The organism is Sphingomonas sp. IBVSS2 (assembly GCF_002127225.1).
Lineage (GTDB): Bacteria > Pseudomonadota > Alphaproteobacteria > Sphingomonadales > Sphingomonadaceae > Sphingomonas.
The window spans coordinates 67,148-88,439 of record NZ_NFUR01000002.1; the positions used below are offsets into that span (position 1 = coordinate 67,148).

The 21,292-nt window shown below is 67.4% G+C and carries 21 protein-coding genes; 10 read left to right on the plus strand and 11 right to left on the minus strand.

The window, feature by feature from the left end:
- Nucleotides 1-22 precede the first annotated feature (22 nt).
- Together CAP40_RS06340 and CAP40_RS06345 are read right to left on the minus strand one after the other, a co-directional pair.
- Nucleotides 23-1,708 carry a diguanylate cyclase gene (locus CAP40_RS06340; RefSeq protein WP_086128563.1) on the minus strand — a complete coding sequence of 562 codons (1,686 nt, stop codon included), beginning with the start codon at nt 1,706-1,708 and terminating at the stop codon, nt 23-25.
- Nucleotides 1,709-1,848: 140 nt separating this feature from the next.
- Complete coding sequence (locus CAP40_RS06345) at nt 1,849-3,048, minus strand: hypothetical protein (protein ID WP_256924051.1); 1,200 nt, start codon at nt 3,046-3,048, stop codon at nt 1,849-1,851.
- Nucleotides 3,049-3,325: 277 nt separating this feature from the next.
- Between CAP40_RS06345 and CAP40_RS06350 the strand changes: the two genes are divergently transcribed.
- Nucleotides 3,326-3,631: a UrcA family protein gene (locus tag CAP40_RS06350; protein ID WP_179187947.1), complete on the plus strand. Its 306-nt coding sequence runs from the start codon at nt 3,326-3,328 to the stop codon at nt 3,629-3,631.
- Between the two features lie 133 nt (nt 3,632-3,764).
- Here the strand turns inward: CAP40_RS06350 and clpA are convergent, their stop codons facing one another.
- Complete coding sequence (gene clpA / locus CAP40_RS06355; protein WP_086128565.1) at nt 3,765-6,089, minus strand: ATP-dependent Clp protease ATP-binding subunit ClpA; 2,325 nt, start codon at nt 6,087-6,089, stop codon at nt 3,765-3,767.
- A gap of 140 nt (nt 6,090-6,229) precedes the next feature.
- The gene (locus CAP40_RS06360) at nt 6,230-6,427 is read right to left on the minus strand and encodes a DUF1192 domain-containing protein (protein WP_086128566.1); all 198 of its coding nucleotides are present in this window, start codon (nt 6,425-6,427) and stop codon (nt 6,230-6,232) included.
- 78 nt (nt 6,428-6,505) lie between these two features.
- Between CAP40_RS06360 and CAP40_RS06365 the strand changes: the two genes are divergently transcribed.
- The 5 genes from CAP40_RS06365 to CAP40_RS06385 all read left to right on the plus strand — a co-directional run bounded on the left by CAP40_RS06365 (nt 6,506) and on the right by CAP40_RS06385 (nt 11,245).
- A complete protein-coding gene (locus CAP40_RS06365) occupies nt 6,506-7,504 on the plus strand; it encodes an NAD(P)H-quinone oxidoreductase (protein ID WP_256924054.1) in 999 nt (332 codons plus the stop codon).
- A gap of 160 nt (nt 7,505-7,664) precedes the next feature.
- A complete protein-coding gene (locus CAP40_RS06370) occupies nt 7,665-8,285 on the plus strand; it encodes a glutathione S-transferase family protein (protein WP_086128567.1) in 621 nt (206 codons plus the stop codon).
- A 143-nt stretch (nt 8,286-8,428) separates the two neighbouring features.
- Nucleotides 8,429-9,307 carry a UDP-2,3-diacylglucosamine diphosphatase gene (locus CAP40_RS06375; protein WP_086128568.1) on the plus strand — a complete coding sequence of 293 codons (879 nt, stop codon included), beginning with the start codon at nt 8,429-8,431 and terminating at the stop codon, nt 9,305-9,307.
- A 20-nt stretch (nt 9,308-9,327) separates the two neighbouring features.
- A complete protein-coding gene (locus CAP40_RS06380) occupies nt 9,328-10,350 on the plus strand; it encodes a glycosyltransferase family 1 protein (protein ID WP_086129337.1) in 1,023 nt (340 codons plus the stop codon).
- Between the two features lie 202 nt (nt 10,351-10,552).
- Nucleotides 10,553-11,245, plus strand: a complete 693-nt coding sequence (locus CAP40_RS06385; RefSeq protein ID WP_086128569.1) for a DUF1013 domain-containing protein — start codon at nt 10,553-10,555, stop codon at nt 11,243-11,245.
- A gap of 131 nt (nt 11,246-11,376) precedes the next feature.
- On the opposite strand, the gene CAP40_RS06390 is transcribed toward CAP40_RS06385, so the two are convergent.
- The gene (locus tag CAP40_RS06390) at nt 11,377-12,189 is read right to left on the minus strand and encodes an arylamine N-acetyltransferase (RefSeq protein ID WP_179187949.1); all 813 of its coding nucleotides are present in this window, start codon (nt 12,187-12,189) and stop codon (nt 11,377-11,379) included.
- A gap of 37 nt (nt 12,190-12,226) precedes the next feature.
- On the minus strand, nt 12,227-13,354 hold the full coding sequence (locus CAP40_RS06395; protein WP_179187951.1) for an acyl-CoA dehydrogenase family protein: 1,128 nt from the start codon (nt 13,352-13,354) through the stop codon (nt 12,227-12,229).
- A gap of 132 nt (nt 13,355-13,486) precedes the next feature.
- On the opposite strand from CAP40_RS06395, the gene CAP40_RS06400 reads away from it, so the two are divergent.
- From CAP40_RS06400 to CAP40_RS06410, 3 genes are all read left to right on the plus strand, one after another.
- Nucleotides 13,487-14,179 (plus strand): helix-turn-helix domain-containing protein, encoded by a 693-nt coding sequence (locus CAP40_RS06400; protein ID WP_086128572.1) that lies wholly within the window; start codon nt 13,487-13,489, stop codon nt 14,177-14,179.
- A gap of 78 nt (nt 14,180-14,257) precedes the next feature.
- On the plus strand, nt 14,258-15,103 hold the full coding sequence (locus CAP40_RS06405; RefSeq protein WP_086128573.1) for a dienelactone hydrolase family protein: 846 nt from the start codon (nt 14,258-14,260) through the stop codon (nt 15,101-15,103).
- 62 nt (nt 15,104-15,165) lie between these two features.
- A complete protein-coding gene (locus CAP40_RS06410; RefSeq protein WP_086128574.1) occupies nt 15,166-15,804 on the plus strand; it encodes a glutathione S-transferase family protein in 639 nt (212 codons plus the stop codon).
- Nucleotides 15,805-15,935: 131 nt separating this feature from the next.
- Here the strand turns inward: CAP40_RS06410 and CAP40_RS06415 are convergent, their stop codons facing one another.
- The 5 genes from CAP40_RS06415 to CAP40_RS06435 all read right to left on the minus strand — a co-directional run bounded on the left by CAP40_RS06415 (nt 15,936) and on the right by CAP40_RS06435 (nt 19,747).
- Nucleotides 15,936-16,880, minus strand: coding sequence for an amidohydrolase family protein (locus CAP40_RS06415; RefSeq protein WP_179187953.1), 945 nt, complete (start codon nt 16,878-16,880; stop codon nt 15,936-15,938).
- Nucleotides 16,881-17,094: 214 nt separating this feature from the next.
- Nucleotides 17,095-17,292 carry a DUF1289 domain-containing protein gene (locus CAP40_RS06420; RefSeq protein ID WP_086128576.1) on the minus strand — a complete coding sequence of 66 codons (198 nt, stop codon included), beginning with the start codon at nt 17,290-17,292 and terminating at the stop codon, nt 17,095-17,097.
- The gene (locus CAP40_RS06425) at nt 17,289-17,804 is read right to left on the minus strand and encodes a thioredoxin family protein (RefSeq protein ID WP_086128577.1); all 516 of its coding nucleotides are present in this window, start codon (nt 17,802-17,804) and stop codon (nt 17,289-17,291) included. The genes CAP40_RS06420 and CAP40_RS06425 overlap by 4 nt, the downstream gene beginning before the upstream one ends.
- Nucleotides 17,801-19,189, minus strand: coding sequence for a DEAD/DEAH box helicase (locus tag CAP40_RS06430; RefSeq protein WP_086128578.1), 1,389 nt, complete (start codon nt 19,187-19,189; stop codon nt 17,801-17,803). Before CAP40_RS06430 ends, CAP40_RS06425 begins: the two co-directional genes overlap by 4 nt.
- 90 nt (nt 19,190-19,279) lie before the next feature.
- A complete protein-coding gene (locus CAP40_RS06435; RefSeq protein WP_086128579.1) occupies nt 19,280-19,747 on the minus strand; it encodes a hypothetical protein in 468 nt (155 codons plus the stop codon).
- Between the two features lie 74 nt (nt 19,748-19,821).
- Here CAP40_RS06435 and CAP40_RS06440 point away from each other — a divergent pair, with 74 nt between their 5' ends.
- Nucleotides 19,822-21,270: an FAD-binding oxidoreductase gene (locus CAP40_RS06440; RefSeq protein ID WP_086128580.1), complete on the plus strand. Its 1,449-nt coding sequence runs from the start codon at nt 19,822-19,824 to the stop codon at nt 21,268-21,270.
- The last annotated feature ends 22 nt before the right edge of the window (nt 21,271-21,292 follow it).

Genomic DNA, 21,292 nt, shown 5'->3' on the forward strand with positions numbered 1-21,292 from the left:
GCATCGCGGGCGGGCAAGGGGATCAGGCGGCTTCGCGATGCGCCGATCGGGCGCGGTCGCGCCCGGCCGACTTGGCCTCGAACAGCGCGATATCGGCGCCGCGATAGAGCGTCTTCCAGTCGATGTCGCTGGTCAGCGGGCCGGTGCAGGCGCCGATGCTGGCCGTGACCTTAAGATCGAAGGGCATGCGTGTGGTGCGCAGCCGGGCGAGCAGCTGCTCGGGTTCGACGCCGGCATCGACCGGCGCCAGGATGGCGAACTCCTCGCCGCCCAGCCGCGCGACCAGGGCGCCAAGCGGCGCGCTGTGGCGCAGCGTGCGGGCGAGCAGGCGCAGCACCTCGTCGCCGCCGTCATGCCCCAGGGTCTCGTTGACGCGCTTGAAATGATCGATGTCGGCGATGAGCAGCAGTTGCTCGCCCGGCCGGCCGATCGCCTGGGCGAGGAAGGCGCGGCGGTTGAGCAGCCCGGTGAGCGGGTCGGTATCGGCCAGGCGGCGGGCCATCACCTCGCTGGCGATCGCGTCGTCGCGCTCGTCGCGCAGCAGCTTGATGCGATAGGCGATGGCGAGGCTCGACATCAGCGCCTCCAATGCCATCGACAGCAAGGTCGAATTGTCGAGCCAGAAGCTCCATTGCAGGACGTGGAAATTGGCGAGCGTCCGCATCAGCGAGGTGAGGATGGGTGCGCCCCAGCCGATCGCGAACAGCCACAGATAATTGGAACGCACCCGCCAGGCGCGCCACAGCATGGGCGCCACCACGGCGCCCAGCATCAGGAAGACGGAGCTGAAGGCGGCATCGACGATCTGGACGTTCAGCGGCGCAAAGCAGAAGACGAGCAGCCCCACGCCGAGCAGCGCTCCCGCCACCACATAGATGAAGCGGCTGAGCCAGCCGGCGAACACCTGCTCCTCGAAGAAGCTGCGGGCGAAGATCAGCGCGCTCGCCCCGGTGAAGCCGAGCAGGAGATAGTTGAGCCGCAATCGATCATTGTTGGCGATGTCCGGAAGAGCCCAGGCCAGCGCGCCGGAGGAAGAGAAGACATAGCCGAGCAGCCCCAGCGCCATCACGCAGTAGAAGAGCTGGAAACGGTGCCGCAGCGCGCCCCACAGCGCGAGGTTGTAGACGAACAGCGCCAGGCACAGGCCGCCGAAACCGGCATAGAGAGCGGTGAGCGCGATGTTGGCCTGCTGGCTCTCGGCGCCGGTCACCAGCCGCGGTCCCAGCATCACGCCGCGCATGTTGGCCGATCCCTCGACGTGCCAGAGCAGGCGCACGACCCTGGCCTCGCGCCGCGCGAGCGGCATCTCGGCGACCGCGCCGAGCTGGATCCAGGGCGTGATGCCGCGGGCGTCGGTACGCTGCGTCGCCATCCGCCCGTCGGCATAGAGCGCATGCAGCGCAAGGCCCCGCTGCCACAGGCTGGCGAAGCGCACGGACAGGGGATTGGACGCGCGCGAGCGCTGCTCGATGTCCCGCGAGATCACCCAGAAACTGCCGGGGCCGAGCCGGTATTGCGGGGTCTTGCAATCGAAGCGCTCGGGGTGGCGGATCAGTTCGGCCGGGTTCATTCCGCCAGTGTCGCGCAGCACGCAGATGCTGAGCGCCTGGCCCACATTGCCTTGGGCTTGCGCAGGCACGACCAGGCCCAGCAGCGCGATCAACGCGCCGACAAGGACGGACAGCCGCAGGAAACGCAACGCCAGCATGGCGCGGGTCTACGCCCAACATGACGAACAACCCGTAAAGATACATGCGTACCGGATCGTCTTTATGATCCGGCTCAGCCACTTACCGCGGGTCCCGGGGGAGCGGCGCGGTGGCGCGTCGCTCCCCCGGCCGCATCGGTTCAGCAGCCGTCGCCGAGACCGGCGGCACGTTTCAGCAGCCCGCCGAGCCTGGGCTTGCAGGGCTTGGGCTTCTGCTCGGGCCGTTCCTCGTCGCTGTCCGACAGCTGGCCGCGCATTGCGTCGCCCATGTCGGGCATGCCGGCCATGAAATTGCCCATCGCCCGGTAGCGGACCTTGGCCGTCCATTTCGGGCGCCAGGCGATCTTCGGATCCCTGGGCCGTTCGGGAAAGGCGAAACTGGCCTCCGGCCCATAGGCATAGAGGAAGCCCATCATCACGTCGCCCGCGGCCTTCTTCACTTCGGCGGGGATGGCGCAGCTGGTCTGGCTGGGCGGCATCACCACCTTCTGGCCCACCAGGCGATTCACCGTGCCCGGCGAGAGCCAGCCCCACAGGTCGCCGCCGAACTGGCGCGTGGCGGAGGATGCCCACCAGATCATGTCGTCCTTGCCCTCGCCGGCCGAGCCCATCGCCCAGGCATAATAGCCCGTCGCGGCGGGGACCGCTGCCCAGTTGAGCGGAACCGAGCCGTCGGCCGCCTGGCCGGACTTCACGCGCGGCGCGGCCATGAAATCCTGGTTGAGCGTGAAGCCGATCTCCGGGCTGTAGTTGCCGGCGATCCGGTGCGCGCCGATCAGCGAGGAATTGCCCCCCACCTTCGCGCCGGTCTTGCCGTTGGGCCAGTCGCCATAGGTGCGGCTGGTGCTCGCCCGGGGCACCGCCTCGGCAGGGATGCGCGCGCTGAACAGCTCGGGCGGCATCTGGCCCTTGCCGAGCCTGGCGAAGTCGATGACGAGCGGCTGGCCGGGCCCGGCATGCGCGCCGCAGCCCCAATAGATCAGCAACCGCCCCTTGGGCCGCGCGAGCTTGTCATAGGCATATCTGTCTTCGTCGTCGCGAGGGCCCGGCTTGCCCGGCTCGGGCGAAGCGAGCGGCACCGATGCGCCCATGCGCATGCCCTCGGGCAGGAAATGATCGGCCCTGGGCGCACCGCCCGTGGCGGGGAGGCGCGAACCGAGGCGCAACGTCATCTCGCGCCCATCGGCCTGGCCCATCATGCCGGCGGTGGTGCCGACGTCCATCACATAGCGGGCTTCGGGTGCGGTATCGTTGCCCGTCTGCGCCACGACCAGGCCGGCGGCGAGCGTGCCCGCCAGCGCGGAGCCGGCGCCCGCAATCTTCCATTTCATCGAACGCATTCGGATTCTCCCTGGCAAGACCATGGCTGCGACCCGAAGCGCGCGGCTTCCCTGCGGTATCGGCGCGGGAACGCAATGGGTGTGTTGTTCATATATGACGCGCATGCCCTGATCATTGGGGCCATGCGCCTGGCCCATCGCAATCGTCACATCAAAGACCGCGCGACGTAACCGTCCGATCATGCGGCTTACGCATCGCGCGAATAGGGCGCGCCCGGGCCGGCGGCAGACCGGCCGCGAGGAGCGGGTAGAAGACCATCTCGCCCAGGAGCATGTCATGAAGATCTTTCTCATCGCCGCCGCGCTCGCGGTTCCGGCGGCACCGGCGCTCGCCCAGCGCAGCGTGAAGATTTCGTACCGGGCCGGCGCGCTCGCCACGGCCGAAGGCCGTCAGGCGCTGCATCGTCGCGTGAACCGCGCGGTCGTCCATGTCTGTGGCGACGATCGCGCCACCGGCTCGATGCTGTCCAATCCTGCCGTCCGCGCCTGCCACAGGCAGGCCGCCGCCGCGGCGCGTCCGCAGGTGGATCGCGCCATCGCGCTCGCCAATCGCGGCGTCGAAATCGCGAGCCGCGACCGCTGATCCTTCGGCATCCGCGCCGCCAGGCCCGACCATCTGGCCTGCGACGGAAAAGCGGGGCCGCCGCGGGGCCGGACGAACAGAGCGGGCCGGGAGTCACCTCCCGGCCCGCATCGTCTTCGAATGGCCGAGGCCGTTACTTGGATGCCTTGGCGGCCTCGGTCTTCTTGCCCTTTTTCGGCTTGGGGGCCGCCGGCGTGACCTGGAAGTTCAGCACGCCGTCCTTCAGCTTCACATTCACCTCGCCGCCATGGACGAGCTTGCCGAACAACAGCTCCTCGGCCAGCGGCTGCTTGATCTTCTCCTGGATCAGGCGGCTCATCGGGCGGGCGCCATAGAGCTTGTCATAGCCCTTCTCGGTGAGCCAGGCCTTGGCCGCTTCGTCCAGCTGGATGTGCACGCCGCGATCCGCCAGCTGCAGTTCGAGCTGGAGGATGAACTTGTCGACCACCCGGCTGACCACCGCGGTCGGCAGGTAATCGAACGGCACGATGGCATCGAGGCGGTTGCGGAATTCCGGCGTGAAGAGCTTCTTCACCGCTTCCTCCTGCACATCGTCGCGGCTGATCTCGCCGAAGCCGATGCTCTCCCGCGTCATGTCCGAAGCGCCCGCGTTCGTGGTCATGATCAGGATCACATTGCGGAAGTCGACGGTCTTGCCGTGGTGATCGGTCAGCTTGCCGTTGTCCATCACCTGGAGGAGGATGTTGAACAGGTCCGGATGCGCCTTCTCGATCTCGTCGAGCAGGAGCACCGAGTGCGGCTGCTGGTCGACCGCGTCGGTGAGCAGGCCGCCCTGATCATAGCCGACATAGCCCGGAGGGGCACCGATCAGGCGCGAGACGCTGTGGCGCTCCATGTACTCCGACATGTCGAAGCGCTGGAGCGGGATGCCGAGCAGCTCGGCGAGTTGCTTCGCCACTTCGGTCTTGCCGACGCCGGTCGGGCCCGAGAACAGATAGTTGCCGATCGGCTTGTCCGGATCGCGCAGGCCCGCGCGGCTGAGCTTGATCGCCGAGCTGAGCACCTCGATCGCCTTGTCCTGGCCGAACACGACCCGCTTGAGGTCGGTCTCCAGATTGGCCAGCGTCTTGGTGTCGTCGGTCGACACGCTCTTCGGCGGGATGCGCGCCATCGTCGCGATCACCGCCTCGATCTCCTTGGGCGTGATCGTCTTCTTGCGCTTGGACGGCGGCACCAGCATCTGCATCGCGCCCACTTCGTCGATCACGTCGATCGCCTTGTCGGGCAGCTTGCGGTCGTTGATGTAGCGCGCGCTGAGCTCCACCGCCGACTTGATCGCGTCCGGCGTGTACTTGACGTGGTGATGCTCCTCGAACGCGGTGCGCAGGCCGGCGAGGATCTTGATCGTGTCCTCGACCGTCGGCTCGTTCACGTCGATCTTCTGGAAGCGCCGGAGCAGTGCCCGGTCCTTCTCGAAATGGTTGCGGAACTCCTTGTAGGTGGTCGAGCCGATGCAGCGGATCGAGCCGCCCGACAGCGCCGGCTTGAGCAGGTTCGACGCGTCCATCGCGCCGCCGCTGGTGGCGCCGGCGCCGATCACGGTGTGGATCTCGTCGATGAAGAGCACGGCATGCGGCAGCTTCTCGAGCTCGGTGACGACCTGCTTCAGCCGCTCCTCGAAGTCGCCGCGATAGCGGGTGCCGGCGAGCAGCGCCCCCATGTCGAGCGAGTAGATCACCGCTTCCTTCAGCACCTCGGGCACTTCGCCCTCGACGATCTTGCGCGCCAGGCCCTCGGCGATGGCCGTCTTGCCGACGCCCGGATCGCCCACATAGAGCGGGTTGTTCTTCGAGCGGCGGCAGAGGATCTGCACGGTGCGGTCCACTTCGGCGGCGCGGCCGATCAGCGGATCGACCTTGCCGGCCTTGGCCTTCTCGTTGAGGTCGACGGTGAACTGCTTGAGCGCGCTCTCGCCCTTGCCGGACTTGGTCTCCTGCTTGGCGGCCTTGTCCTCGTCGGCGGCGCCCTTGGGCGTGGGCGCTTCGGTGCTGCCGGTGCCGCCCTTGCCGACGCCGTGCGAGATGTAGCTCACCGCGTCGAGGCGGCTCATGTCCTGCTGCTGCAGGAAATAGACGGCATAGCTCTCGCGCTCGCTGAACAGGGCGACGAGCACGTTCGCGCCGGTCACTTCGTCGCGGCCCGAGGACTGGACGTGGAGGATCGCGCGCTGGACGACGCGCTGGAAACCGCTGGTCGGCGACGGGTCGGTCGCCTGGTCGACCTTGAGCGCTTCGAGCTCGGTGTCGAGATAGTGCGCCACGGTGTTCTTGAGCTCGCCCAGGTCCACGCCGCACGCGCTCATCACCTTGCTGGCATGCTCGTCGTCGACGAGCGCGAGCAACAGGTGTTCGAGGGTGGCATATTCATGGCGACGGGAGGACGCGGCCTCCAGTGCCTTGTGCAGTGTCGATTCCAGAGCGGAGGCGAAACTAGGCATTCAGGTACAACTCCTGTGGGCCGGAAAGGATACGCGGCCCGTTGACCCCCATGTCGGGATCGTTGGGCCTCGCATCAAGCGCAGCGGCCCCGCACCGGAGTTTTGCATGGGCCTGGGCCCCATCTCCGGTGCCGTCACGCTCATTTCTTAAATAGAGCGTCCGCGCTTGCGCGGTGGTTAAGGGCAAATGAAATTTTGTTCCGACTTCGCGCGATCTCGGCCTCGAGCAGCGCGATGCGCTCGTTAAGCTCCTCAACCGAAAGGGGATCGAGGTCCTGCTTCGCGAGCTGGGCGACAAGGTCGTCCTTGCGACGCGGAAGATTTTCGTCGGCGTCCATGATGGCCCAGCGTTGACCGGGGCCGGACCGATGTCAATAAGACCCGGGGTTTCTTCTGCGTTCGAAAGCGACGAGCCGATGGGTCTTCCGGAAACGATGCTGGCAATCGACCCCGAGGCGCCGGGCGGGCCCGAGGTGCTGGTGCCGGTGTCGCGCCCGGTGCCCCGGCCAGGGCGTGGCGAGGTGCTGGTGAAGGTCGCCGCCGCGGGGGTGAACCGGCCCGAGGTGATGCAGCGCAAGGGGCTGTATCCGCCGCCGCCCGGCGCGCCCTCGATCCTCGGCATGGAGGTTTCCGGCACCGTCGCCGCGGTGGGCGAGGAGGTGCCGCGCGAGCTGCTGGGCCAGCGCGTCTGCGCGCTGATCGCGGGGGGCGCCTATGCCGAATATGCGGTGGCGCCGCAGGGCCAGTGCCTGCCCGTGCCGCCCGCGCTCTCCATGGTCGAGGCGGCGGCGATGCCGGAGACGCTGTTCACCGTGTGGAGCAACGTCTTCGAGCGTGCCTATGCGGCGGACGGGGAGTGGATCCTGGTCCATGGCGGCACCAGCGGCATCGGGACGATGGCGATCCATCTCGCCAACCTGTTCGGGCTGACGATCATCGTCACCGCCGGATCGGACGCGAAGTGCGAGGCCGCGCGGCAAATCGGTGCCGATCACGCGATCAACTACAAGGCCGAGGATTTCGTCGCCCGGGTGATGGAGATCACGGCGGGCAGGGGCGTCGACATCGTGCTCGACATGGTCGGCGGCGATTATGTGCCGCGCAACCTCCAGTGCCTGGCGGAAGAGGGGCGGCATGTCTCGATCGCCGTGCAGGGCGGCATGCAGGCGACGATCCCGATCTTCGAGATCATGCGCAAGCGGCTGGTGCTGACCGGGTCGACGCTGCGGCCGCGCCCGCTCGAGTTCAAGGCGCTCCTGGCCGATGAGCTGCACCGTACGGTGTGGCCCTTCGTGGCCGAGGGCAGGCTCAAGCCGGTGATCGACGCGGTGTTCCCGCTCGCCCGGGCGGCCGAGGCGCATGCCCGCATGGAATCGGGCGAGCATGTCGGCAAGATCGTGCTGACGATCGACTGAGCACTTCAGCTCGGACCGGGGCCTGGTCGCCGCACGGTGCGCCGGCGTGCAGAGAACGGCTATATCTGATCATAAGTGGTGCTTATGTTTCAGATGGCTGTTTCTATTGGACGCCGCGCTCCGGCAGGTTCGAAGAACGGACCGATCAAGGGAGGGAATCATGGCTGCGCTGGTGCTTCACGAATATGCCGCGTCGGGCAATTGCTACAAGATCCGGCTCACCGCCGCGCATCTGGGGCTGCCGCTCGAGCGGCGCGAATATGATATCGTGAAGGGCGAGACGCGCACGCCCGAGTTTCTGGGCCAGGTCAACGCCAATGGCCGGATCCCGGTGCTCCAGGTGGGCATTGATGATTTCCTGCCCGAGAGCAACGCCGCCTGTTTCTACCTGGCCGATGGCAGCGACCTGATCCCGCACGACCGGTTCGCGCGTGCCGACATGCTGCGCTGGCTGTTCTGGGAACAATATAACCACGAGCCCAATGTCGCGACACTGCGCTTCTGGACCGTCTGGATCGGCCTCGACAATCTCAGCGACGTGCAGCGGGCGATGCTGCCGGCCAAGCGGGCGGCGGGCGAAGCGGCGCTGGCGCTGATGGACGAGCATCTGGCGAAGCGCGACTGGTTCGTGATCGACCGGCCGACGCTCGCCGACATCGCGCTCTACGCCTATACCCATGTCGCGGAGACGGGCGGGTTCAGCCTCCAGCCCTATCCTGCGCTGCGGGCCTGGCTCGACCGGATGGCGGCGTTGCCGCGGCACATTCCGATCACCGCCTGATGCGTAGAACCTCTGATTCGCAGAGCGGAAGCGATCGATTATGCAGGTTTCTGTGACATCCGCGTGAAGTCGAAACGATTCCAATTGTAATATTCCGCGGCCATTTAGCCGGGCCAGGCAAGGGCATTTGCAGGGCTGGTTAAATGGCCACGATCACCAGGCTTCCGTTCGACGCGCAGCACGTTGCGGATTTCCATGCATCGACTCCGTCGATCCCCGAAAAGGCGATCACCGAGCGCAAGCGTTATCGCGCGATCTGGATCTCCGACATCCATCTCGGCACGCGCGGCTGCAATGCCGAGATGCTGATCGACTTTCTCGACCATGTCGATTGCGACGTGATGTATCTGGTGGGCGACATCATCGATGGCTGGGCGCTCAAGAAGCGCTTCTACTGGCCCGATTCGCACAACGACATCGTCTGGCGGTTCCTGAAGCGGGCGAAGCGCGGCACCGAGATCGTCTATATCCCGGGCAATCACGACGAGATGTTCCGCCAGTTCTCGGGCCTGAACTTCGGCGGGGTGCACATCCGCCGCCAGGCGATCCACACCACCGCCGATGGCCGGCGCCTGCTCGTGCTGCACGGCGACGAGTTCGACGCGATCACCATGTCGCATCGCTGGCTCGCGCATCTGGGCGACGCCGCCTATGAGATGATGATGGGCCTGAACCGGCTGGTGAACCGGGTCCGCCGCTGGCTCGACATGCCCTATTGGTCGCTGAGCAAATACGCCAAGGCCAAGGTGAAGAACGCAGTCGAGTTCATTTCGAAGTTCGAAGAGATCGTCGCGCACGAAGCCGGTGCGCGGGGAGTCGACGGCGTGATCGCCGGACATATCCACACTGCCGAGATGCGCGACATCGAAGGCATCGCCTATTACAATGACGGCGATTGGGTGGAGGGTTGCACCGCGCTCGTTGAGCATTACGACGGTACCATGGAAATTCTCCATTGGGCCGAAGAGATGGCGAAACGCGAGAGCGAGGCAGCATCCGGGGTCAGACTGGCGGCTGCGTGACGGCAACGGAGGTCGGACCTGTGCGGATAGCTATCGTGACCGACGCCTGGGAGCCCCAGGTGAACGGAGTCGTGCGCACGCTGCAATCGGTGCGCCGGGTGCTCGAGAAACAGGGCCATCTGGTCGAGGTGATCTCGCCCGATCTCTTCTACTCGCTGCCATGCCCGACCTATCCCGAGATCCGCCTCGCGCTCGCCCGCGTCGCCAGCGTCGGGGCGATGCTCGAGGAGTTCGGGCCCACCGCGATCCATCTCGCCACCGAGGGGCCGCTGTGCGTCGCCGCGCGGCGCTGGTGCATCCGGCACGAAATGCCCTTCACCACTGCCTATCACACCCAGTTCCCGGACTATGTCTCGGCGCGCTCGGGGGTGCCGGCCGAGTGGATCTGGCGCTACATCAAGTGGTTCCATGCGCCGAGCCAGGCGATCCTCGCTTCCACCCCCTCGATCCGCCAGTCGCTGACCGATCACGGCCTTTCCCATGTGAAGCATTGGGGCCGGGGCGTGGACCTCGCCAATTTCCGTCCCGGCCTCGATCCGCATCCTGCGATGCAGGATCTCGACGGGCCGGTGCAGCTCTATGTCGGTCGCGTCGCGATCGAGAAGAATCTCGAGGCCTTCCTCAAGACTACGCATCCGGGCACCAAGGTGGTGGTCGGCGACGGGCCGGCGCGCGCCTCGCTCAAGGCCCGCTTCCCCGAGGCGAAGTTCCTCGGCCCGATGTTCGGCGCCGAACTCGCCTCGGCCTATTCCGCGGCGGACGTGTTCGTCTTCCCGAGCAAGACCGACACATTCGGGCTGGTGATGATCGAGGCGCTGGCGTGCGGCGTGCCGGTCGCCGGCTATCCGGTCACCGGGCCGATCGACGTGCTCACGCCCGAGACCGGCGCGATGGACGCCGATCTCACCCGGGCGATCGGCGAGGCGCTGACCAGGGACCGCGCGGCATGCGCCGCCTATGGCAGGACCTTCACCTGGGAAGCCAGCGCCCGCCAGTTCCTCAACGCGCTCCATCCGATGCACGGCGAACGGGCCGCGGCCTGACCCGATCGTCATTCCGGCGAAAGCCGGGATCCCGGGCGAAGGCGGGACAAGCGCCGCACGAGATCCCGGCTTTCGCCGGAATGACGGTAATTGCCGCTGGTTACCTCCCCCTTTTCCTTGCTCTTCGTGGCGCATGGCATTAAGTCAGGCCCGTTACAGGCCGCCCGTGAAGGGCGGCCCTTTCTATTTCTGGAGACTGTAAGTGGCCCAGCCGCTGATGCCCCATGCGACCGCTTCCTGGCTGGTCGACAACACGTCGCTCTCGTTCGACCAGATCGCCGAGTTCTGCGGTCTGCACATCCTCGAGGTCCAGGCGATCGCCGACGATACCGCCGCGACCAAGCTCACCGGCCGCGATCCCGTCCGCGCGCACGAGCTGACGATGGACGAGATCGAGAAGGGCCAGAAGGACCCGAACTACGTCCTCAAGATGCTCAAGGGCCCCGAGCAGGTCCGCCGTACCAAGGGGCCGCGCTACACGCCGGTCTCCAAGCGCCAGGACAAGCCGGACGGCATTGCCTGGATCCTGCGCAACCATCCGGAGATTTCGGACGGCGCGATCGGCAAGCTGATCGGCACCACCCGCACCACGATCGCCGCGATCCGCGACCGCAGCCATTGGAACATCGCCAACATCGTGCCGAAGGATCCGGTGACGCTGGGCCTCACTTCGCAGCGCGAGCTCGACGCGATCGTCGCCAAGGCGGCGAAGGCCGCCGGCATCGAGGCCCAGGTCGACACCCGCCTCGAGGGCGACCGCGAGGCACTGATCGAGCAGCTCCGCGCCGAGCGCCAGGCCGCGACCCGCGATGCCGAGGCTGCCGGCGAGGATGCTCCGGCGGCTCCTGTCGAGCACACCGCCGAGACGCTGTTCCGCAGCAGCAGCAACAACTGACGACCGGCCGGCCCCCCGAAACGGGGCCGGCTTTCGTTGTTCCGCCCGGCAAGGGGCGCGGCGGTGTCCCCTCGAACGCGATTCGGGGGGATTCGCGTATCTGCGCGTCTTCCGTGGTGCGATCGGCGGCCCTAGGCTTGGTCGGGGAACAAGGCGGCATGGCGGGCGCAGACCGTGTCCCACAGCCCGGCCGCTTCCGGCACCTGCAATCCGAAACATCGCTCGAGCCGTTCGACCAGCGCTTCGGCATCGGGAAGCAGTTCGTGCGTCTCGCCCGCGGGGCCCCGCCGGGTCAGCACGCGCCCGCGCAGCGTCGTGTGGCGGTCGCCGCGGCGCTGCAGGACGACGAGATTCTGGACGAACGGCGATTCGGGCTGGCGCTGCAATTCGCTGCAACGCCGCGCGAACAGCGCCTCGTCGGCGGGTGCGTCATGGAAGTCGTAGCTGAAGGGGTCACCCTCGCCATACCGCTCCTCGAAGCGCCACCAGCCGTCGACCTGGCGCAGCGCCACGTCATAGGGCGGGTGGTGTTCGCTGCCCGGCGCCAGGGGCAGCGGCGCCGCCTGCATGCCGCCAAAGCCGACATCGACCAGCCATGGCCGGTTCTCCAGCGCCACCATGAGCGCCAGATGGTTGCCCATCGCGCCTTCGCCGTGCACATGCCGCATCACGCCCGCCGAGATGCGGCGCACGTCGAAGCCGAGCGCTTCGAGCACGCGCCCGAACAGTCCGTTCTGTTCGAAGCACCAGCCGCCCCGCCGGCGGACAACCAGCTTGTCGAAGATCGCGCCCGGCTCGATCGAAACCGGTCGCCCCAGCTGCACGTCGAGATTCTCGAAGGGGAAGGCGGCGAGATGCGCCTGCATCAGCGCAGTCAGCGTCGCGCGGTCGGGGGCCAGCGGCCCGTCATGCCCGATCCGCGCGAAATAAGCCTGGAGATCCATGCGCCGCCCCCATTTGAGAGGGCGACGCATGCCGGGCTCAGCCGTCGATGTCGAGCCCCAGCGCGACCCGCGCGGCCAGTACCTGCTGCGGCTCGCGTTGCAGCGGATGGAAGCGGGCGCCCTGCACGTCGCGAAAGGCGCGTTCCAGCCCGGCCTTGCGATAGAAGCCCGCGCCCCCGGCGACGTCCATCGCCCGGCTCACCGTCCCGATCGCCGCGTCGCCGAGCAGGGTGCGGCACGTCATCGCGCGGCTGGTCGTGACCGGCCCCGGCGCGCCGCCGGCCGCGATCGCGATCATCTCGCGCATCGCCATGTCCGCCGCGGCATGGGCATTCTCCATCTCGCCGATGCGCTGGAGCAGATGCGAGTCGGGCCGCCGGGTGCGCGCGATCTCCAGCGCGCGCCGCCGGGCGCCGTCCGCCACGCCCATATAGGCCGAGTAGATCGCGGCGAAGGCGATCATGCTGATCACATGGAACAGCATGTGCCACTTGCCCTGCGGCCGCCGGCCGGAGATCGCGGCGTCGGCGACGAACAGCCCGTCGAGCATCAGGTCGTGCGAGCCGGTGCCCCGCATGCCGAGCACGTGCCAGCTATCGGTGATCGCCACGCCCTCCGCGCGCAGCGGCACGCCGAAATGGAGCACGGTCGGCCCCGCCTCGGGATCGTCGTACACCGCGCTGGTCATCAGCAGGTCGCCCAGTTCGCAGCCACTGGAGAAGGGCTTGCGCGCGGTGATGCGGAAGCCGCCTTCCACCTTCTCGGCGATACCGGCGCTTTCCAGCCAGTCCGATCCGCCGCTCGAGACGAGGATCAGTTCCTCGGCCGCCACCCGGCGGAGCAGGCCCTCGGTCGGCGCATCCTGGTGCTTCAGGCGCCACGCGGCGGCGGCGACCAGATGGGTGTGCATCGAAAAGGCGAGCGCGGTCGAGCCGCAGGCGGCGCCCAGCACGCGGATCGCCCCGCAGACATCGGCGAAATCGGCGCTGCCGCCGCCCAGCGCTTCGGGCACCAGCGCCTTGAAGAAGCCCGCTTGCTTCAGCCGCGCATAGCCTTCCGCCACGAAGCTCTCCTCGGCATCGTGGCGATCGGCATGTGCCGCGATGTCCGCCGCGATCATCCGGGCCTCGGCGATCCAGTCCCGCGGCATGGCCTTGCCTTCCATCGTCATTCCCCTTTCGGTCGATTGGTCGCGCTACCAATCACCCATCCTGCCGGCCGCGCTCCAGTTCAGAAACTGAACTTGCCCGGTACAGAGTCTGAACTATCCTGCCTGCACGTTCGTGAAGGATCAGGAATGACGCAAGGGAGCTACAAGCAATTCTGCCCGGTCGCGATGGCCGCGGAGATATTGTGCACGCGCTGGACGGTGGTGCTGCTGCGCGAACTGTTCGCGGGATCGACGCGGTTCAACGACCTGCGCCGCGGCGTGCCGCGCATGTCGCCCGCCTTGCTCTCGCAGCGGCTCAAGGAACTCGAATGCGCGGGCATCGTCGCGCGCGAGGAGGGCGGCAGCGACTATCGCCTTACCGAAGCCGGGCGCGAACTGGAGCCGGTGGTCGAGGCGTTCGGCATCTGGGGCCAGCGCTGGGTGGCATATGAACTCTCGCTCCAGCATCTCGATGCGCAGCTGCTGATGTGGGACATGCGCCGCAACCTCGATCCAACGCCGCTGCCGCCCAGGCGCAGCGTGATCCAGTTCCGCTTCCCCGAACAGCCCGAGCCGCGTCGCCGCTACTGGCTGGTGGTCGATCCGCAATCCGGGGTCGACCTGTGCTCGATCGATCCCGGCCATGATATCGATCTGTTCGTCTCTGCGGATCTGCGGACCATGACTGCGATCTGGATGGGGTATGAGACGGTGCGGGACGCGCTCGATCGCGAGACGCTGCTGCTCACCGGCGCTCCCGGCATCGCGGCGCAGATGCAGCGCTGGCTCGGCCTCAGTCCCTTTGCCCGCCATGCCCGGCAGGATCGCCTCGCGGCATGACGGACGCGGGCGGGGCGTGTAGCCTCGCCGCCGCGACTCGGCACGCCGGGGCGCTATCCGCGATCATGGAGGGATCCCATGTGTGACGAGCTGACCGCCGCCGACAATGCGCACTTCCTGCTGACCCGCCGTGAGTTCGGCGCGGGCGCGGCCGCGATGGGTGCCGCGGTGCTGCTGCCGGTTCCGGCCGGTGCGGCCGAGATCGCGGGGCGCGACGTCGTCATCGCCACGCCGGACGGCAGCTGCGACGCCTATTTCGTCGCGCCGGCGGCCGGCAGGCATCCCGCCGTGATCGTGTGGCCGGACATTTTCGGCTTGCGGCCGGCCTTCCGCCAGATGGCCGACCGGCTGGCCCAGTCGGGCTATGCGGTGCTCACCGTCAACCAGTTCTACCGCTCGACCAAGGCACCCTTCGTCACGCCTGGCCAGGGCTTTGACGACGCCCTGCGGGCCAAGGTCGGTCCCTGGCGCCAGCTGCTCACGCCGGATGCGAGCACGCGCGATGCCAAGGCCTTTGTCGCCTGGGTGGACCGGCAGAAGGAAGTGGACATCAAGCGCGGCATCGGCAGCACGGGCTATTGCATGGGCGGCCCGATGGTCATGTACACCGCCGCCGCGGTGCCTGCGCGCGTCCATGGCGGCGCGACCTTCCATGGCGGCGGGCTCGCGGCCGAAGGCCTGATCGCGCTGGTGCCCCAGATGAAAGCGCATTGGCTGATCGCGATCGCCGAGAATGACGATGCCCGCGCCCCGGAGGACAAGGACAAGCTCAAGGCCGCCTTCGCCGCCAGCAGCCAGCCGGCCGAGATCGAAGTCTACAAGGGCACGATGCACGGCTGGTGCCCGCCGGACAGCCAGGTCTACAACGCGGATCAGGCCAATCGCGCCTGGGAGCGCCTGCTCGCCACCTTCGCCACGCTTTGAACGGCGCTTGACGCGATCGGTTGATTTGTTCACTTTATGTTCGATTGATCCGGAGGGAAATCATGACAGGCGACCTGACCTTCTACACCCATCCCCAGTCGCGCGGGCGCATCGTCCGCTGGGCGCTGGAGGAGACCGGCGCACCCTATGAGACGCAGGTGGTCGAATATGGCACGACGATGAAGGGCGAGGATTATCTGGGCATCAACCCGATGGGGAAAGTCCCGGCCATCGTCCATGGCGGCCATGTCGTCACCGAATGCGCCGCGATCTGCGCCTATCTGGCCGAAGCCTTTCCGGCGGCGGGCCTCGCCCCCGATGCGAGCGAGCGTGCCGATTATTATCGCTGGCTGTTCTTTGCCGCCGGCCCGGTCGAGCAGGCAGTGACCAACCATGCCGCCCAGTTCGTCCCCAGGCCGGAGCAGGGCCGCATGTTCGGCTATGGCAATTACGAGCTGACGGTGGACGTGCTGGAAAAGGCCGTCTCGGCGCATCCCTATATCGCCGGCGACCGCTTCACTGCGGCGGATATCTATGTCGGCTCGGCGATCGGCTGGGGCACGATGTTCGGCACGCTGCCCAAGCGCGCGGCGTTCCTCGACTATTTCGGCCGGCTGAGCGGGCGCGAGGCCTATCAGCGCGCCTCGGCCAAGGACGATGCGCTGGCGGCGGAGCTGCAGCCGGCACAGGCGCCGGCCTAGCCGGTCCTTTCGGTCACCCCGGTACGCGGCCGGGGTGACGAAGCGCGGATGGCATGCAACCGATCCTCTTCTTCCGGGAGAGGATCGGGGGAGGTGCCTCGCATCGCTTGATGTCGATACGGCCTATGCGCTCACAATTTGTAGAAGCGCACGGCATTGTCGTGCAGGATATCCTGCTTCTGCGTCTCGGTCAGGAAGGCTGCGCTCTCGATCCCTTCGATGGCGAGACCGATCGCATCGGGCCAATACATATGGTCCGATCCGAACATGATCCGCTTGGAGAAGCCCGAATCGACGAAGGTCCGCAGATAGGCGTGAAAGGCGGGGCGCGGCAGCAGCCAGTCGATCGCGCCGGTATCGATGTTCACGTTCGGGTAGAGCATCAGCATCGCGATCGTGTCGTCGAGATAGGGCCAGCCGCCATGCATGATGTTGAGGCGCAGCTTGGGGTGGCGGTTGAGCGCTTCCTCGACCAGCTCGGGATTGCCGAAGCGGGCCCGCGCCGATGTGCAGCAGGGATCGAAGCTGGTCCCCGCGGGCATGGTGCCGGTGTGGAGTGCGACGGGCACGTCGAACTCTTCGGCCAACGCGAGATAGGGATCATATTTGGGATCGCTGAGCGACAGCCCGGCATATTGCGACGTCACTTCGCCGAGCACCTTGAGCCTGCCATCGGCAAAGGCCTTGCGGAGCACGTCGATCGGCGGCAGCGGCGTGTCGTCCGATCCGCGGATTCCGGCGCCGGCGACGAAGCGGTCGGGGTCGCGGTCATGCCAGTCGATCGCGGCCTGGAGCCGGTCGCCGTCGCCACCGCTCACCACGCCCTTCACGACATTGTGCTTCTTCATCTCGGCGATGCAGGCGGCGAGATGGTCGGCCCCGGTCCGGATCGGGCTCTTGAAGCCCGAGATCGGATTGGTGACCGGGGCAGGAAGCTGCATCGTCGCCGGATAGGCGTGCATGTGCACGTCGATGATCGGGCGCCCGGTCGCAGGTGCGGCCGCTGCGCCCGGCAGCAGCGCATATGCAGCCCCGGCGCCACCCAGCTTCAGAAATTCCCTGCGGCCGATATCCATGACGATCCTCCCTGGAAGCTCCGTTCGCGCCGGAGTCGCACCTCTGAATCGCAATTCCGGGCCGCGGCTGTCCATGCGGTTCGTCCCGCCGGCGGCCCGTTCGTCACAAATCGCGGCGGGCGCGGATGGTTGCGGCGGCGACGGGAGGATTCATATTCTCCACCGTCATCCCCACCTGCGCGGGATGACGGGATTTGCGCATCGGGCCGGGATCCTAGCGGAGCTTCCCCTCCAGCCGCTCCATCCGCGCGGGCAGTTCCGCCATCACCGCGTCGCGATCGGCCTGGTCGGTCTCGCCCCAGCGGGCGATCTCCGCGAGCGTGCGGCCGCAGCCGATGCACCACCCGGTAGCGGCGTCCATCACGCAGATGCTGACGCAGGGGCTCTCGACGATGGGCACATATTCGATCATCGCGTCCAGCGTGCCAGCCAGTCGGCCATTTCCTGGGGTTGCATGATCCTGGCATCGCCCAGGCCGAGAATGTCGTCGCGGTTGCGGAGCTTGCCGGTGCGCGGGTCGATCACCAGGATCGCCGGCACCGCTTCGAGGGAGGCGGCACCGAAGCGCCGGGGCAAGTCCAGGTTGCGGTCGAACATGCCGATGTCGATCTGGACCAGCACGAAATTGCGCGCCACCCAGCCGCGCATCTCGGGCAGCGCGAGCACGCCCGCCAGCACGCGGCAATCGACGCACCAGTTCGCGCCGAAATCGAGGAGCAGCGGCTTGCCCGATTTCCTCGCGCCGGCGAGCGCGGCGTCGATGTCGCGGCGCGCATCGCGCCCGGGGTCATAGGGCGCGGGCAGGGGAAGCGGCAGCCGGTCGAGCGTGCGCGCCTCGAGCCGCGGGGCGCTTTGCTGGGCAGGCGCCGCGCCGGGCAGCATCGCTGCCACCAGCGCGAGAGCCAGCCCGGCGCGCCGGATCATTCGGCCAGCGTGTAGTTCAGGAAGTCGGGGATGGGGCCGTTCCAGCCCTCGTCCGGGCCGTCGTCGCGTTCGTCGCGGCGGCGGCTGCGGTCCCGGCGCGGCTGCTCGTCGCGGGCGCGGGTCTCGCGGACCGGTTCTTCGCGGCGTGCCTCTTCGCGCCTGGGCTCTTCCTTCCGCGAGCGCGGCTTGCGTGCCTTGTCCTCGTCGCCCTTGCGCCGGCGGCCGCGCGGCGCTTCCGCGGGCTCGTCTTCCTCGGAGGGGGCGGGCGCGTTCCGCAGCTTCACCCGGTCGATCTTCTGGCCGGTGAGCTTCTCGATATTGGCGATGTTCTCGGCGTCTTCCTTGGTCACCAGCGTATAGGCGGTGCCGGTCGCGCCCGCGCGGCCGGTGCGGCCGATGCGATGGACATAATCGTCCGGATGCCAGGGCGCGTCGAAATTATAGACGTGGCTCACGCCCTTGATGTCGAGCCCGCGCGCGGCGACGTCCGAGGCGACGAGGATGTTCACATCGCCCTTCTTGAACCGCTCGAGCTCGGCGATGCGCGCCGGCTGGTCCATGTCGCCATGGATCTCGGCCGAGCGGATGCCGTGGCGCTGCAGGCTCTTGTTGAGCTCGCGCACCGTGGTCTTGCGGTTGCAGAAGATGATGCCGGTCTGGACGTCGTCCGCCTCGATCAGCGCCCGCAGCACCTCGCGCTTCTTCATCGTCGTGGTCTCGATGAGGAACTGGGTGATGTTGGTGTTGGTCGTCGCCGGGCGGGCGACTTCCACGCGCTTGGGATCGTTGAGGAACTTGTCCGCCAGCTTCTTGATCACCGGCGGCATCGTCGCCGAGAAGAGCAGCGTCTGCCGTTCCTTGGGCAGCTTGGTGCAGATCTCCTCGATATCGGGGATGAACCCCATGTCGAGCATGCGATCCGCTTCGTCGATCACGAGCAGGCTGCAGCCGTTGAGCAGGATCTTGCCGCGACCGAACAGGTCCATCAGCCGGCCCGGCGTGGCGATCAGCACGTCGACGCCCTTTTCCAGCGCCTTCACCTGGTCGCCCATCTGCACGCCGCCGATCAGCAGCGCCATGGAGAGCTTGTGGTGGGTGCCGTACTTCTCGAAATTCTCGGCGACCTGGGCGGCCAGCTCGCGCGTCGGCTCGAGGATGAGCGAGCGCGGCATCAGCGCGCGCGTACGCCCCTCGCCGAGGATGTCGATCATCGGGAGGACGAAGGCGGCGGTCTTGCCCGTGCCCGTCTGGGCGATGCCGATCAGGTCCTTGCCCATGAGGACCGGGGGGATCGACTGGCGCTGAATGGGCGTGGGCTCGGTATAGCCCGCGTCGGTCACTGCGCGCAGAAGTTCGTCAGAAAGGCCGAGATCGGCAAAGCTCATGCAATTTTCCGGAAAATCGGCGTGGCAGGTCCACGCGCGAAGCCTTCACGCGCTTGCGGATTTATCGGGGAAAGTCAAGCGCGGAGGTGCTCAACGCTCCAGCGCGAGCGTCTTGAAGTCCTCCACGTCGCACGAGCGGCCGGCCCGGGTGCGGATCGAATCGCGTCCCGCGCAGATCTTCTGGTCCTTGTTCGTCTTGACGTAGAAGCCGTTGTAGAAGCCGAGCGCCTGGCATTTGCGGCCCAGCTTGGCGCGCAGCAGCGAGCCGTCGCGCAGCACCAGGTCGACGCTGTCCTGGGTGTTCACGCCTGCGAAGCCGGAGATGTCCTGCACCTTCACGCAGTCCTTCGCCTTCTTCTCCACCACATGGGGAGCACGGCGCACGATGATGGTCGCGCTGCTGGTGATGGTGACGCGCGGCACCTGGATCGTCACGCGCTGCTGCTCTTGCTGAAGGTTCAGGGTAACCGCTTTCCAGTCGGGCACGCCTGCGGGCGCCGCGGCGGGCGCAGCGACGAAAAGCAGGAGGCTGGATGCGACCAGGAACGGATTCGGCATTTCGCGTTGGTTATGTACGTTGCAGGTTTGAACAGTGGATGAACTGACACCGGTCGTGCTAGCCCAAAAATGCCATGACACCAGCCCAGCAGCAGCTTGTCGATACCATCCTGGAACGCTTCGGCCCCAAGACGGTGACCACGGATCCCCACACGATCGAGCCCTGGGAGTCGGACTGGCGCGGCCGGTATCACGGTCGCGCGCCGGCGCTGCTCTCGCCCGGATCGACGGAGGAAGTCGCCGCGATCGTCCGCCTTGCCGGCGAGCTGGACGTGAAGATCGTGCCCCAGGGCGGCAATACCGGCATGGTCGGCGGGGCGACGCCGCCGGAGGACGGTTCGGCGCTGCTCCTCTCCACGCGCCGGATGAACCATATCCGCTCGGTCGACACGGTCGGAAATCTCGCAGTGGTCGAGGCCGGGGTGATCCTCGCCAATTTCCATGCCGCCATGGCCGAGCAGGGGCGCCGCTTCCCGCTCACGCTCGGCGCCAAGGGCAGCGCGACGATCGGCGGGCTGGTCTCCACCAATGCCGGCGGTACCCAGGTGCTGCGCTTCGGCAACATGCGCCACCTCGTCGCGGGGGTGGAGGCAGTGCTGCCCGACGGCTCGATCCATGAGGGGCTCGTCCCGCTCAAGAAGGACAATCGCGGCTATGACCTCACCCAGCTGCTGATCGGCGCGGAAGGCACGATCGGCATCGTCACCGCCGCGACGCTGCGCCTCTATCCCGCCATCGTCGAGCGTGCCGCGGCCTGGGTCGGCGTCGCGGATCCCGAGGACGCGCTCCGCATCCTGCGCCTGATGGAGGCGCGCACCGCCACGATCGAGAGCTTCGAGATCATCCCGGGCGAGATACTGGGCCATGTCCTCCACCATATCCCCGGCACCCGTTCGCCGCTGGCCGGCGCGCATGCCTGGCATGTGCTGATCGAATCGGTGGCGACCGAGCCGGGCGCCGAGCCGCCCGCCGCCCTGCTCGAGCGGCTGCTCGTGCCGGTGTTCGAGGCAGGCCTGGCCGAGGACGCGGTGATCTCGACCAGCGAGGCCCAGGTCGAGGCCTTCTGGCATATCCGCGATTCGATCTCGGAGGCGGAGCGGGCGCTGGGGCCGGCGATGCAGCACGACATATCGGTGCCGGTCGACAGGATGCCGCGCTTCATGCTCGCGGCCGCGGCCGAGGCCGAGCGGCGCTTTCCGGGCACGCGCGCCACTGCCTTCGGGCATCTGGGCGACGGCAACGTCCATTTCCACGTCCGCGCGCCGCAGGGCGCCGATCGCGACGCCTGGTATGCCGGCGACGGGCCCGCGGTGAGCCGCCTCGTCTACGACATGGTGGTGGCCGAGGGCGGATCGATCTCCGCCGAACATGGTATCGGACAGATGAAGCGCGCCGAACTGGAGCGTTTGAGCCCGCCGTCGCGTATCGCGGCACTGAAAGCGATCAAATCGGCACTGGATCCCCGTGGAATCCTGAATCCCGGCAAGCTCGTAGCGCTTGCGCCCGAGGCTGACACCCCATAGACCCTCGCCCCGGGATTCCAGA